This window comes from Deinococcus arcticus, from assembly GCF_003028415.1.
Lineage (GTDB): Bacteria > Deinococcota > Deinococci > Deinococcales > Deinococcaceae > Deinococcus > Deinococcus arcticus.
Genome location: NZ_PYSV01000011.1, coordinates 130,828 through 144,422 on the forward strand (window position 1 = coordinate 130,828; position 13,595 = coordinate 144,422).

The following is a 13,595-nucleotide window of genomic DNA, read 5'->3' on the forward strand; positions in this document are numbered from 1 at the left end:
CCATCTGCTCCTACGGCTGGTAGGTCTTGAGCACGCCCCCAAACCCGCTCAGGCTGCGCGTGCGGTAAAACACCAGACTGATCGGCAGGTTCGAGCCGCTGCTGGGCACGAAATCAATGTTCAGGCGGTCGGACTGGGCCCGCCATAGCAGCACCGGCTCGTCGGGCTTCAGGGCGTTGCCCACGCGCGGCAGCTTGATGGTCTGGTTGATGGGACCGTCCTGAATGTTCATGGCGCCCCGGTACAGCCCGCCCCGGGGGCTCAGGGCCACCACGGTGCCGGCCGCGCCGTTCACTTCCAGGTCGTACAGCACGCCGTAGTTGCCCGCCAGCCGCACGCCCTGGCCGGTCAGGGCGTCGGTGCCGGTCAGGGCAGGGTCCACCCGGCCGTCGCCAATGACAATGCGCGTGGGCAGCGCGCCCAGGTTCACACGCAGGGTGCGCACCGCGCCCGGAAAGGTGCCGCGCACGTGGCGGCCGTCGGGCTTCAGGTACGGCAGCTGCTGGGCCACCTGCGCGGTGGGGGGCAGGCTGTCTTCCAGAATCAGAAAGGTCAGCTCCACCCGCCCCGAGGTGCTCAGGTCCTGCATGACATTCACGCCGCTGCCCGGGTTCAGGGTGGGGCTGGCATACACCGCCGCCGCCTGCCCCGGCGAGAGGGTGAGGGTGGTGCCGCCGCCCGAAGCGAAATATTCCAGCAGCGTCACCTGCCCCAGAATGCTTTCCAGGCGGGTGGGCGCCGTCTCGCCCAGGCGCTCGGTACGCACCTCCACGGGGCGGCTTTCCAGGTTGCGGGCCATCACGTACACGCGGGCAGGCTTGCCCAGGCCATTCAGGTGATAGGCCAGCAGCCGCGCGCGGCCCACCACGCTGTCCTGGTACAGAATGCCGCTCTGATCCGGTACCTCGGGGCTGTCACTGAAGAGCAGCGGGTAACTGGGGCCCTCCACCGGGGTGGCCAGCGCCGAGGGATAGGTCAGAATCTGCGGGTCGGGAAAGGCGTCGCCGGGCTGGGCGTACTTCAGGGCGTAGGTCAGCGGCGTGTCAATGGGCGTGCCCTCCACCCGGATGGTGCGGGTAAAGGGGGTGCTCTGCAGGCCCCGGCTGTTGGTCACCGTCAGGCCAATGGTATAGGTGCCGGGCTGAAAGTACACGTCCTGACGGCCGGTCCACCGGCGCGCGGTGATGTCGGCGCCGTCCGGGTCGAAGGGGTATTCGGTGTACACCACCCGCTCGCCCGGGGCATACACCGTCTTGTCGGTGGAAAAGCGCGCCTGCGGAATCAGGGGGTTGCCGCCGTCACGCAAGGCAGTCAGGGTAAAGGTGCGGCCATCGTCGGTGGTCAGGTTGGCGTTCAGGGCGTCGGCCAGGGTGCGGGCGCTCACGTAGGTCACGCCGCCCACCAGGGCTACGGTGCCAGGCGGCTGCGGCACCCCGGCCAGGGCCGCCGTGTTCGCGCGGGTATCTATGCTCAGGCGGGCCAGTTGCACCACCGGGCCGCTGCCGGGCAGGGTCTGGCCCAGCAGCGACGCCGTTTCGCGCAGCGGCAGCATGGTGCGCCCACCCAGCAGGCGGGGCGGGGCCAGCCACTGGGTGGGGGCGCCGTTCACGTAGGCCGCGCGGTCATCGGGGGTAAAGGTCAGCTGCACGGCGCCCAGTAAGGGCTGCGCGGCGTGGGCAGGGGGCGTGGCCAGGGTCAGCGTCGCGCCCGGCACGGCGGGGGCCAGCAGGCCCAGCAGGGCCAGGACGCGGGTTCGGAAGCGCTGGGCCGCCAGGGGCGACAGGGAAGAGGAGAGACGGGCAAACCGCATCCGCCGAGTATGGCCTGCCAAGCTGACGCGCGTCTGCCGCTTCGTCCCTGGTGTCCCGCCACCATGACCGAACCCTTAAGGTGGCAGCGACCTGGGAAGGTGCCTCGCAGTTGGGGTGCAGGGGGCGGCCTACACTGGGGCATGGTCCCAGACAGAAAGGGCGCAGGCCGGAGGAACGCTTGAAGCGCCCCATGTGGCTGTGGGGCGTGGCCGCGGCCGTGACGGTGCTTCTGGTCCTGGCCCTGTGGCCGCGTGGCCGTCAGGACGACCTGAACCTCACGGATTTTGCCCAGGCCCTGAACCGGGGAGAGGTGCAGAGTGCGGTGATTGCCTACCACAGCGGCACGGCCGTGGTCACCGGGCAGCTGAACAATGAGCCCTACCGCACCCGCACCCTGGCCGCCGATCCCCTGCTGAACCTGGACGCCCTGCAGGCCCGGGGCGTGAGCGTGGCCTACGCCGCGCCCCCCCGGCTGAGTGTGCTGGGCACCCTGAGCGTGCTGCTGACCCTGGCCCTGATCGTGGGCCTGGTGATTCTGCTGCTGCGCGGTCGCCAGGGCGGCGGCAACGACGCCGCCAGCAATTTCGGGCGGTCGAAGGCGTCGGTGATCGGGGAGGGGCAGATCAAGCTGACGTTCGCAGACGTGGCCGGCTGCGACGAGGCCAAGGCGGACCTGCAGGAAGTCGTGGACTTCCTGCGCCAGCCCGAGCGCTACCACCAGCTCGGCGCCCGCATTCCCCACGGCGTCCTCCTCGTGGGGCCCCCCGGTTCCGGCAAAACCCTCCTCGCCAAGGCCGTCGCCGGCGAGGCCCGGGTTCCCTATTTCTCCATCTCCGGCTCCGACTTCGTCGAGATGTTCGTCGGCGTCGGCGCCGCCCGCGTCCGCGACCTCTTCGAGCAGGCCCGCAAATCCGCGCCCTGCATCGTCTTTATTGACGAGATTGACGCCGTCGGCCGCAAACGTGGTCTGGGCTTCCAGGGCGGCAACGACGAGCGCGAACAGACCCTCAATCAGCTCCTCGTCGAGATGGACGGCTTTGGCAGTGGACAGGAGGTGATCATCCTGGCCGCCACCAACCGCCCCGATGTCCTGGACGCCGCGCTGCTGCGCCCGGGACGCTTTGACCGGCAGGTGGTGGTGGACGCCCCCGACGTGCGGGGGCGCGAGATGATCCTGCGCATTCACGCCCGCAAGAAACCCCTGGACGCGGGGGTGGACCTGAGTGTGGTGGCCCGGCGCACAGCGGGGATGGTGGGCGCGGACCTGGAGAATCTGCTGAATGAGGCGGCCTTGCTGGCGGCGCGCTCGGGGCGGGGACGCATCACGATGCGGGATGTGGATGAAGCCAGAGACCGGGTGCTGATGGGCCCGGAGCGGCGCAGTCTGGTGGTGCGCGAAGCCGACCGCAAGGTCACCGCCTTTCATGAGGTCGGTCACGCCCTCGCCGCCCAACTCCTCCCCCATGCGGACAAGGCCCACAAGCTCACCATCGTGCCGCGTGGGCGCAGTCTGGGTAGCGCGCTGTACACCCCGGAAGACCGGATGCACCACACCCGCGCCGCGCTGCTGGACCGCCTGTGCGTGGCGCTGGCCGGGCACGCCGCCGAGGAGGTGGCCACCGGACAGGTGACCACCGGGGCCGCCAACGACTTTCAGCAGGCCACGGGGCTGGCGCGGCGCATGGTAACCGAATGGGGCATGAGCGACCTGGGCGGGCTGGCCCTGGCGCAGGAAGGCAGCGCGTACCTGGGCGGCGGCCCGGTGCAGGGTCTGTACAGCGATCACACCGCCGAGCGCATAGACAGCGAGGTGGGGCGGCTGCTCAACGGCCAGTACGCCCGCGCCGTGGCCCTGCTGCAGGAACACGTTCATCTGCTGCACCGCCTGACCGATGAACTGGTGACCCGCGAAAGTCTGAGCGGCGAGGACCTGCAGACCGTGCTGGCCGGCGGCACCCTGCCGCCTCTGGACGCCGGAGGCCGCCCGGCCGAGGACAGCCCTGCCGCTGCGCCCCGCCTGAGCCCGGACCCGGCGTAAAACGAGCGGCCAGGGCCCGGGGGACCCTGACCGTCGGGAGCAGGCGCTGGGGGCGGCCGCCGGCCTTACCGGGACACTGAGTCCGGCCCGGCCGTGTCCGGCACCGCGCAGGCGCCGTCCTCGCAGGTGCCGGCGTCATCGGCGCGGCCCAGCACCGTCAGGGCAGGGGGCTGCACCTCGGCCCAGGCCTGTTGCAGGGCGCCCAGCAGCGTCTGGGGGTCCTGCGCGCCACTCACGCCGTACTTGCCGCCTAGCACGAAAAACGGCACCCCCGAAATGCCCAGGGCCTGGGCCTGCGTCTCGTCCTGGCGCACGGCGGCGGCGTGGCGGCCCTCTGCCAGCGCGGTGCGCGCCTCAGCCGGGTCCAGGCCCACCTCGGCGGCCAGGGCCACCAGGGTGTCCAGGTCGCCCATGCACGCCCCCTCGCTGAAATAAGCGCGCAGCAGCCGCTCTTTCACCGCGCCCTGCTGGCCGTGGGCCGCCGCGTGGTGAATGAGCTGGTGGGCCAGAAAGGTGCTGCCCAGCCGCGCCTGCTCAAAGCGGTAGGTCAGGCCCTCAGCGGCGGCCACCCCGCTCACCTGGTCCATCATGGCCTGCACCTGCGCGGGGCTGCGGCCGTATTTCTGCGCCAGCACCTCGCCCATCGTGCGCTCCAGCACGGGCGGGGCGCTGGGGTCCAGCTCAAAGCTGTGCCACACCACCTCCACACGGTCACGGTGCTCAAAGCTGTCCAGGGCCCGCTCCAGCCGCCGTTTGCCGATATAACACCACGGACAGGCGATGTCCGACCAGATGTCCACGCGCAGCTGCCCGGGGGCCGAGGGAGAGAAGAGTGCGGTCATGCCCTCAGTGTGCCACAACTTTCTGAAGGGCTTGAGAAAACAAAGTAAACAGACGAATGTGAACACCGGATGGGAAAAGCCTCAGCTGGCGTCAGGCCGCGCGTGCTACCACTGCAGCCATGACTGTGTCTGCTCGCTCTTTGTGGCCCCTGGCCCCGGCCCTGCTGGGTTTGGCCCTGGCCGCGCCGCCCAGTGCCCCGGCCACCACCCTGGAGCGCGCCGCCACCCGGCTGACCCAGTCGCTGGGTGGCGTGCTGCGCAACTGCCCAGCCAGCTTTCAGGCCATTGGCACGGCCAACAAGCAGTGCGTGGGCGTGACCCGCACCGTGGAGCAAACGCGCCTGGCCCTCACCGGGGCGCTGGGCGACGACCTGTACGGGGTGTGGCGCAGCAAGGATGACCAGCGCAGCGTGTACAACTGGCTGCGCACCCCGGGCGGCACTGTCTACCTGCGCCTGCAGCCTGATCCCGAGGGCCGCGCCCAGACCCTGCTGTACCTGGATGTGCCGCCGGGCAGTGCGCCCGCTTCAGGGACCGTGCCCAGCACGGGCGCGGCGGGGACCGCTGGTGCGGCAGGAACCGTCTCCAGCGGGGCGACCACCAGTGGAGCCAGTTCAGCGGGGGCCAGCGTGCGGCCTGCCTCCACCCCGGTGGCCCGCTCGGCCGCGCCGCTGGCTTTCCGCCGCACCCTGCAGGTGCAAAGTCCCCGCCTGAACGGTCCCGACGTGCTGGCCGTGCAAAACCGCCTGATTGCCCTGATGCGTCCGGCCCGCAGTGGCCAGGGCGACGGCTGGTATGGGCCCGTGACTGCCAACACGGTGCGCGCGTTTCAGGCCTCGGCGGGGTTGCGGGCCACGGGCCGGGTGGACCGGGCCACCTGGGACGCGCTGTTCAGCACGGCCGCCAAGCCGTTTACCCCGCCCCCCTCGCCCTGACCCGCCGTGCCGGTCCATGAGACCCGGCGCCCTGATGATGCCCTGACGGATTCATAGAGGGACAAAAAAAGCTGACCCAGCGTCACTTTTCTTTCTGAGTGCTGCCATGAGACGGCACCAGGAGTTCTCACTGCCTGGCCGTAGAGTATGGAGCACCATGAAGCGAACGGCCATCCTGTTCTCATCTGGCCTGCTGTTTGCGCTGAGTAGCGCGGGGCTGGCCCAGACCACTGTCCCCGCCGCGCCCCTGAACCTGACCGGGATGCAGAACGTGACCTTCGGGCCGCCCCGCTTCAGTACCCAGGGCAGCACCACCCGGGTGGTGTTCGATCTCCCGGCTGGGGTCCGCTACACCCTGACCCCCACCTTCAGCGGCCTGCGGCTGGACGTACAGGGCGCGCGCATTCCGGCGGGGGTGCTGACCAACCCCGGCAGCAGCGTCAACGAGGTGCGCGCCGGGGCCGGGCAGATCACCCTGTTTACTCCGTTTCCCCTGTCCTTTACCGCCGGCTGGCAGGCCAGCGAAGCCACCCTGGCCACCGGCGCCCGCGTGCTGATTCTGGATCTGGGGCCAGCCATCACCGGCGGGGCGGCGCCGGCCCTGCAGGGTCAGGTGCTGAGCAGCGCCCCGGCCACCCCTGGGGCGCAGGCTGTGCTGACGGCCACGCCCACGCTGCCGCCCGGTGACACCGTCGCCCCGGCCAAGGTGCTGCCCCCGGCGCCCGCCCTGCCCGGGCCGGTGCTCAGCGGCCCCATGCCCCTGCAGGGCCGCGTGCCCGGCGCGGCCACGGCGGCGCTGCTGGCCGCCCCGCGCATTGGCAAGAACCCCGGTCAGACGCGGGTGGTGCTGGACCTGCCGCCCGGCAGCAGTTACCGGCTGGTGCCCGGCGCCGCTGGCCTGAACGTGGAGCTGAGCGGGGTGACCCTGGCCGCACAGGGCGCGCGCAGCGTCAGCCCAGAGGTGCGGGAGTGGCGCTTTGTGCCGGGGGTCGGGGGCGGCGTGGTGTCGCTGCTGACCCCGGCCCCGGTGACGGCGCGCAGCGGCTGGCGCGCGCAGCTGCTGCCCCCGGCCTCGGGCAGCGCGTGGCGGCTGGTGCTGGACCTGTCGCCCGCCCTGGCCGACCTGAGCCCCCTCACGCCTGCCGAGCGCGCGGTGGGGGCGGTGCCTCCGGTGCTGGCCACGCGCGGCACGGCCATCCTGGCCCTGAGCGCCAACTTCGTGCGGCCCCGTGTGGTGCTGGACGCCGGGCACGGGGGGCGCGACCCCGGGGCGGTGGGCACAGTGGTGGAAAAGGAAGTCACGCTGGCCGTGGCCCTGCGCGTGCGCCAGTTGCTGGAAGGGGCGGGAGTGGATGTGGTGCTCACGCGCGACAGTGACCGGGAACTGCATCCCGTCAAGAACACTGATCTGGCCCTGCGTGCGGCCCTGGGGACCCCGGGGACGGCGCTGTTCGTCTCTATCCATGTGAACGCCATGGACGCCAACGCGGCCCTGCGCGGCTACGGCATCGAGACGTGGTGGAACCCCAACCACCCGCAGAGCGCCGCGCTGGCGGGCCTGCTGCAGCGCCACATGACCGAGGTGACCGGCGCCTTTAGCCGGGGCCTCAAGAACTCGCAGTCGCTGTCAGTGCTGCGCAACAGCCGGGTGCCGGCGGCCCTGGTGGAAATCGGCTATACCAGCCATCCGGTGGACGGCCTGAACCTGCAGGACAGTAACTATCTGGACCGGGTGGCGCAGGGCATCGCCCTGGGCATTCGGGAAGCGCTGGTCAGTGGCGTGACGGCCCAGACCGCACCGGCCCAGGCCACCGCCAAACGGCCCTGAGCGGCGCGGCCCCGGCTGCGCCACAATGGGCCCATGACTGACTCTCCAGCGGGCTTTCGGGCGCGCGTGCTGGCCCTGGTGGCCCAGATTCCCCGGGGCCGCGTCATGACCTACGGCCAGCTGGCCCTGCTGGCCGGTCAACCCGGCGCCGCGCGGCAGGCTGGCTACGTCCTGAACAGTCTCATGGACGGCTCGGACCTGCCCTGGCAGCGGGTGATCAACGCGCAGGGCCGCGTCAGCACGCACAAGGTGGGCGTGGGTGAGCTGCAAGAAGGCCTGCTGCGTGCCGAGGGCGTCACCTTTGACGAATCTGGCCGCTGTGACCTGACCCGGCTGCAGTGGTGGCCGGAGGGCACGCCCCTGGCCCCGCCGCCCACCCTGCTCTAATGCTGCCCTCCGACCAGAGGCGAGGAAAACCAAAACGGTTTCCTGGCGTGGCGCCGACCCACCGGCCTGTGTTGTGGTGGCGACGGACGCTGGAGGCGCCGCGGCCGGGCATGAAGAAATGCCAATCCTGCTCTGCCGGAACGTCCCCGGGTGCGCGGAGTATGCTCCCGGCATGAACGCACGCATTCGAACCGCTGGGAGCGTCCTGTCCTGGGCGCTGGGCGTGACGCTGGGGGTCATTCTGGGGGTCGCCATGCTGATCGTCACCCCCCGCCTGATGGCCCAGCCGAACCTGGCCGCCACAGGCGAGGGACAGACGGAGGCGTCCGGCACGCCCTCGGGCGGAGAGTCGGGGTCGGCCGGGGCTGCCAGTGGCCGCGAAGCCGCCGGCAGCAACGAAACCGGCGACGCCCAGGGCGACCAGGGTGAAGCCCAGGACAGCCGCAACCAGGGCGAGGACCCGGCCAGCGCTGAGGGTGAAGAGCCCACGGATCAGCAGGAAGACGCGGGCGCGGGCAGCGGCGCGGCCGGTGAGCAGGCCGCCGGAGCTGCAGGCCAGGGCGATGCGGCCGGAGAGGCGCAGGGCGCTGAAGGTGCGGCTGGTGAAACGGCAGGCGACACGGAGGGCGACACGGAAGCCGGGCGGCAGGTATACGCCAGCAACTGCGCGGGCTGCCACGGCCAGCAGGGCGAGGGGGCCCTGGGGCCTTCCCTGGTGAACGAGGAAGGCGTGCAAAGCTGGTCGGTGGCTCAGTTCACCGCCACCCTGCGCGAGGGCCGCACTCCCACCCGTCAGTTGAGCCAGGCCATGCCCCGTTTTTCAGAGGACCAGATCAGCGACCCTCAGGTGGCCAATCTGCTGGCTTACATCAAGACCCTGAACTGAAGACGGTGGTTGCCCGCACCCGTGGCCTTCAGGGCTGCGGGTGCTTGCTCTGGGTCTGGGGGCGGAAGCGGAGCGACGGGTGGTGAGGATCGCCCAGGCCCACTGTGGGCTCCTTGCGGCTCCCGCCTGTGCCCAGGGCCCGGTCCACAGCCCCCGGCTCCTGTTTCTTCCTCAGCGCTCCACCAGCGTGCCGGCCTCGTCAATGGGAAAGTCCATCACCTGTCCGGTCAGGCCGCTGCGGGCCATCACCCCCTGCAGGTAGGCGTGCAGGGGGGCCGTGGCATGGCGGGTGTCGTGAAAGCACAGGACAGTGGGGCCCGCGCCACTCAGGGCCGCGCCCAGGGCGCCGTGCCGCCACGCCTCGTCCAGAATGTCGCTCAAGCCCGGCACCAGCGGCGCGCGCCACGTCTGGTGAATATAGTCCTGCATGGCGTGGCGCAGCAGGTCCAGGCGGCCCTGGGCCAGGGCGCCCACCAGCAGCGCCGCGTGCGACAGGGCGTGCACTGCGTCGGCGCGGCTGTATTCCCCCGGCAGCACCGCGCGCGCCTTGCTGGTGCTCAGCTCGAAGTCGGGCACCAGCACCGTGACCCCCAGGTGGGCCGGGGGCGTCAGGCGCACGTAATGGGTGCCCAGCCGGTCCAGGGTGGCCACCACGATGCCGCCCAGCAGGGCCGGCGCCACGTTGTCCGGGTGCCCCTCTTCCCGCGCCGCCACGTCCAGCACGGTCTCGGTGTCCAGGGGGCCCCCCAGCAGCTCATTGCCCGCCACGATGCCCGCCACCAGCGCGGCGGCGCTGCTGCCCAGGCCCCGGGCCAGCGGCACCTGGGTTTCAATCTCAATGCGCGCTGGGGGGAGGGAACGCCCGGCGCGGCGCGCGGCCAGCGTCATGGCCTGGTACACGTAGTTGCGTTCATCCGCGGGCGTGCCGGCCAGATCTGCCCCCAGAGGCACCACTTCCGTTACCGCCTGCGGGGTTACGCGCACTGTGGTGTACAGCGGCACGCTCAGCCCCAGGCTGTCAAAGCCAGGTCCCAGATTGGCGCTGCTGGCCGGCGCCCGCACGGTAAAGGTCATGGGGCACTCCGGCGCAGGTCCGTCAAGGAGTCGAGGGCCGAGGGGGCCAAGGAGGAGCCCCGGTTGCTCTGAGACCCTTGGACCCTGAGACCCTGGGACCCTTCAGCCCCCCTCATGCCAGGCTCGCCAGCACCGCGTCCATGGTGGCGTCCACAGCGGCCGGGGCCTGCACGGCGCGCATGGCGCTGCCCGGGTCTTTCAGGCCGTTGCCCGTAAGTACAGCCACCACCCGTTGCCCGCTGGGCAGGCGCCCCTCGGCATGCAGCTTCAACAGGCCTGCCACCGGGGCGGCGCTGGCGGGTTCGCAGAACACCCCCTCGCGCGCCACCAGGTGGTAGGCCGCCATGATCTCGTCGTCGCTGACATGGTCAAACAGACCGCCGGACTCCTGCACGGCTGCGCGCGCGAGGTGGGCGCTGGCCGGCGACCCAATGCGGATGGCGGTGGCCAGCGTTTCAGGCTGCTCTACCCGGTCCAGGCCCCGGGCCAGCGGCGCCGCCCCCGATGCCTGAAAGCCCCACATGCGCGGCAGTGTGTCTGTCTGCCCGGCGCTGCGGTACTCCCGGAACCCCATCCAGTAGGCGCTGATATTCCCGGCATTTCCCACCGGCAGCGCCAGAATGTCGGGGGCCGCGCCCAGTTCATCCACAATCTCGAAGGCCGCCGTCTTCTGCCCCTGCAGGCGGTGGGGATTGACCGAATTCACCAGTGCGATGGGCCGCTCCGCACTGATCTCGCGCACCAGCCCCAGGGCCTCGTCGAAGTTGCCGCGCACCGCCACAATCTGGGCGCCGTAGGCCACGGCCTGCGCCAGCTTGCCCAGGGCAATGTTGCCGTCGGGAATCAGCACGATGCACTTCAGGCCCGCGCGGCTGGCATAGGCGGCGGCGGCGGCACTGGTGTTGCCGGTGCTGGCACAGATCACCGTGTCGGCGCCGGCCTCGGCAGCTTTGGCCACGGCCACCACCATGCCCCGGTCTTTAAAGCTGCCAGTGGGGTTCAGGCCCTCGTATTTCAGGTGCAGGTCCACGCCCAGGTGGGCACTCAGGCGCGGCGCGGAAATCAGCGGCGTGCTGCCTTCACTCAGGCTCAGCAGGGGCGTCTGCGGCGTGAGGGGCAGATAGGCGCGGTAGCGTTCAAGTAGTCCGGGCATCAGGGTGGACCTCCGTTTGGGCATGCTACCCAGCCGCCAGCCGCCCATCCCGGCAGGGGTAAGACAAATGCCGGTGTCGGCTGAGTACTGGTGCTGGAAGAGACGAGGCAGCCGCGCCACTCCAGCGGGTGGCCCTTGACCGTTGTGGCACCTACCGCGCGTCCTGGGCACGTTTTCCCTCACCCTTTCTGACTTAGGGGTCAGGTCAGATATGAGCGTCAGCAGGGGCAAAAAAGCCCCCAGGTTTTAACTCAGATTTGGGCGACGTCCATCCCACCTTCAACCCCTCTTGAGAAAGTACGGGCTTCTACAATTACGCTCCTAACACGGTCGCATGCTGCTCTCACAACGAACGACATCGTTGATTTCAATTTCTCGCAAGAACCAAGAAAAGGGAGGTCAATAACATGGACTGGATTATTACGATTCTCGTGGGTGCACTGGTGGGTTGGCTGGCCAGCCTGATCATGAAGACCAATGCGCAGCAGGGCGCCATCGCCAACATCCTGATCGGGATTGTGGGCAGCCTGATTGCCCAGGCCGTCTTCGGCAGCGTGCTCAACATCGGCTCGGCTGGCGTGGCGGGCAACGGCTTTAACTTCTGGAGCATTGTGTGGGGCGTGGTCGGTAGCGTGGTGCTGATCGCCATCCTCAAAGCCCTGCGCATCCTGCGTTAACCTTGACAGGCGTCTTTCCCGGACGGTGCCCCGCGCACCGTCCATCTTTTTTGGCCTGCCCCTGACCCAGGGTTCCCCATGCTTTTGCGCCCAGGCCTGCCATGTGCTACAGTCGGACGGCTTGTCTGACCTGGGGTCGGCGCAGCGCGGCATCCAACAATGGGGCTGCGCCCCTGACCCCCAAGGAAAAAGGTCGGACTGAAGAAGGAGACTCATCATGGCGAAAGTGTGCGAAGTGTGCGGCAAGGGGCCGATTGTGGTGAACTCGGTCATCCGCCGTGGTAAGGCCCGCGCGGCCGGCGGCGTGGGTCGTAAGGTCACGGGGATTACCAAGCGGTCCCAGAAACCCAACCTCCAGCCCCTGAAGGTGACCCGTGGCGGCGTGACGCTGCGGCTGCGCGTGTGTGGCAAGTGCCGTAAGGCCGTGGCCTGACCTCACCCTCATCACAACAGTGGCCCCGTCGTTCTGACTGGGGCCATTTTTCTTTGGGTTAGGCCTTTACACGCTGGCCCTGGCACGGCGCTCGCCCAGCAGGCTCAGCACAATCAGGATGAGGGTTCCCGTCACCACACAGATGTCGGCAATGTTGAAGATGGGAAAACTGCCGCCGTACAGCGCCTGGGTCACGCTGCTCAGCAGCGGCGAGTGCAGCATGTCAGTCACCTTGCCCTGGCGCAGGCCGTCAATGGCGTTGCCAATGGCGCCCGCCGCAATCATGCTCAGCACCACGCTGAGCAACCTGGGTTGGGGCCGCAGCACCACATACACCAGAAGGCCCAGCCCCACCGCCATGCGGCCTACCGCCAAGGGGACCGCGCTGCCGCTGAACAGACTCCACGCCGCGCCAGTGTTAAAGGTCAGCTGCCAGTCCAGCAGGCCGGGCAGAAAGGGGCGCACGCTGCCGTCTGGCTGAAGGCTGGCCAGCGCCCAGGCTTTCAGCGCCTGATCCGCTGCCACCAGCAGCGCGGCGACAAGCAGTGGCAACCACAACGGCGTGCGGCGCGAACGGTCAGTGAGTGTGGGCACGCCGCGCAGTATAAAGAGCCGCTTTCGGGGCTGCCCGGGGTGGCGCGCAGGCGGGGCCAGTGGGCCAGTCTCTCTGGCGCTGTGCTGTCTGGCGGGCCGGGGGGCGGCACAATAGGGGCATGGCCAATGTTGAATCCTTTGATCTGGACCACACCCGGGTTCACGCCCCCTATATCCGGCTGGCCGGCGTCAAGACCACGCCCCGGGGCGACCACATCAGTAAATACGATCTGCGGTTGCTGCAACCCAATCAGGGGGCGATTGATCCGGCGGCGCTGCACACCCTCGAGCATCTGCTGGCCGGCTACCTGCGTGATTACCTGCCGACTGTGGTGGACGTGTCTCCCATGGGCTGCCGCACAGGCCTGTATATGGCCGTGATTGGCGAGCCTGACGAGCAGGGGGTGCTGGGCGCCTTTCAGGCTGCGCTGCAGGACACCGCCAGTCATGAGTGGCCAATCCCGGGTGTCAGCGAACTGGAATGCGGCAACTACCGGGACCACGACCTGGCCCAGGCCCGGCACCTGGCCCGCGCCGCCCTGGAGCAGGGGTTGAAAGTACAGGAGACGGTGCTGATTCAGCGGTAAAGGGGAAACGCGCGGCGCGACAGGTGTGCTGGCGATATGGCGCTGGTAGAAGTCGAATGGCGCTGTGGGCGTGACGTGGAGCATCCAGTCGGCGTCTGTGGGAAGGGCAAAGCAGACTGCACCCGTGCAGACTGATCTGGACACAGCGGCGGCCGGAAGGCGGCCGCTTTTTCTGTGTACAGCGCTCTTTTTGTGCTGCTTTCTCCAACTCGAAAGAAGACGGGAAGGGGAGGTGTTGACAAGCAGCGGAATGACCTGTATCTTTTCTGAGCCTCAAGCGAGGCGAGGTGCATGACAACCGATGGAAGCGAGCGAGAAATTGCGAATCACAGGGCCGCAAAGGTCCTGAT

The 13,595-nt window shown here is 69.3% G+C and carries 13 protein-coding genes; 8 read left to right on the forward strand and 5 right to left on the reverse strand.

Annotated features, from left to right (window positions below; translation table 11 throughout):
• Positions 1 to 10 precede the first annotated feature (10 nt).
• Positions 11 to 1,810, reverse strand: coding sequence for a copper amine oxidase N-terminal domain-containing protein (locus tag C8263_RS12360; RefSeq protein ID WP_233218792.1), 1,800 nt, complete (start codon positions 1,808 to 1,810; stop codon positions 11 to 13).
• Positions 1,811 to 1,989: 179 nt separating this feature from the next.
• Here C8263_RS12360 and ftsH point away from each other — a divergent pair, with 179 nt between their 5' ends.
• The gene (gene ftsH / locus C8263_RS12365) at positions 1,990 to 3,849 is read left to right on the forward strand and encodes an ATP-dependent zinc metalloprotease FtsH (protein ID WP_408608059.1); all 1,860 of its coding nucleotides are present in this window, start codon (positions 1,990 to 1,992) and stop codon (positions 3,847 to 3,849) included.
• Positions 3,850 to 3,914: 65 nt separating this feature from the next.
• On the opposite strand, the gene C8263_RS12370 is transcribed toward ftsH, so the two are convergent.
• Positions 3,915 to 4,691 carry a DsbA family oxidoreductase gene (locus C8263_RS12370; RefSeq protein WP_107138435.1) on the reverse strand — a complete coding sequence of 259 codons (777 nt, stop codon included), beginning with the start codon at positions 4,689 to 4,691 and terminating at the stop codon, positions 3,915 to 3,917.
• 119 nt (positions 4,692 to 4,810) lie between these two features.
• On the opposite strand from C8263_RS12370, the gene C8263_RS12375 reads away from it, so the two are divergent.
• From C8263_RS12375 to C8263_RS12390, 4 genes are all read left to right on the forward strand, one after another.
• Positions 4,811 to 5,626 carry a peptidoglycan-binding domain-containing protein gene (locus C8263_RS12375; protein WP_107138436.1) on the forward strand — a complete coding sequence of 272 codons (816 nt, stop codon included), beginning with the start codon at positions 4,811 to 4,813 and terminating at the stop codon, positions 5,624 to 5,626.
• Positions 5,627 to 5,783: 157 nt separating this feature from the next.
• The gene (locus C8263_RS12380; protein WP_107138437.1) at positions 5,784 to 7,454 is read left to right on the forward strand and encodes an N-acetylmuramoyl-L-alanine amidase family protein; all 1,671 of its coding nucleotides are present in this window, start codon (positions 5,784 to 5,786) and stop codon (positions 7,452 to 7,454) included.
• Between the two features lie 33 nt (positions 7,455 to 7,487).
• Positions 7,488 to 7,841, forward strand: coding sequence for an MGMT family protein (locus C8263_RS12385; protein WP_107138438.1), 354 nt, complete (start codon positions 7,488 to 7,490; stop codon positions 7,839 to 7,841).
• 172 nt (positions 7,842 to 8,013) lie between these two features.
• Positions 8,014 to 8,727, forward strand: a complete 714-nt coding sequence (locus tag C8263_RS12390) for a c-type cytochrome (RefSeq protein ID WP_158263794.1) — start codon at positions 8,014 to 8,016, stop codon at positions 8,725 to 8,727.
• 171 nt (positions 8,728 to 8,898) lie between these two features.
• Here the strand turns inward: C8263_RS12390 and thrB are convergent, their stop codons facing one another.
• Together thrB and thrC are read right to left on the reverse strand one after the other, a co-directional pair.
• A complete protein-coding gene (thrB, locus tag C8263_RS12395; protein ID WP_107138440.1) occupies positions 8,899 to 9,801 on the reverse strand; it encodes a homoserine kinase in 903 nt (300 codons plus the stop codon).
• 112 nt (positions 9,802 to 9,913) lie between these two features.
• Positions 9,914 to 10,954, reverse strand: coding sequence for a threonine synthase (gene thrC, locus C8263_RS12400; protein WP_107138441.1), 1,041 nt, complete (start codon positions 10,952 to 10,954; stop codon positions 9,914 to 9,916).
• Positions 10,955 to 11,361: 407 nt separating this feature from the next.
• Here thrC and C8263_RS12405 point away from each other — a divergent pair, with 407 nt between their 5' ends.
• Together C8263_RS12405 and rpmB are read left to right on the forward strand one after the other, a co-directional pair.
• Complete coding sequence (locus C8263_RS12405) at positions 11,362 to 11,631, forward strand: GlsB/YeaQ/YmgE family stress response membrane protein (RefSeq protein WP_107138442.1); 270 nt, start codon at positions 11,362 to 11,364, stop codon at positions 11,629 to 11,631.
• A 217-nt stretch (positions 11,632 to 11,848) separates the two neighbouring features.
• Positions 11,849 to 12,064 (forward strand): 50S ribosomal protein L28, encoded by a 216-nt coding sequence (rpmB, locus tag C8263_RS12410; protein ID WP_107138443.1) that lies wholly within the window; start codon positions 11,849 to 11,851, stop codon positions 12,062 to 12,064.
• Between the two features lie 66 nt (positions 12,065 to 12,130).
• Here rpmB and lspA read toward each other — a convergent pair whose 3' ends face one another.
• Positions 12,131 to 12,670 carry a signal peptidase II gene (gene lspA / locus C8263_RS12415; protein WP_107138444.1) on the reverse strand — a complete coding sequence of 180 codons (540 nt, stop codon included), beginning with the start codon at positions 12,668 to 12,670 and terminating at the stop codon, positions 12,131 to 12,133.
• A gap of 107 nt (positions 12,671 to 12,777) precedes the next feature.
• On the opposite strand from lspA, the gene C8263_RS12420 reads away from it, so the two are divergent.
• A complete protein-coding gene (locus C8263_RS12420) occupies positions 12,778 to 13,245 on the forward strand; it encodes an S-ribosylhomocysteine lyase (protein ID WP_107138445.1) in 468 nt (155 codons plus the stop codon).
• Positions 13,246 to 13,595 lie beyond the last annotated feature (350 nt).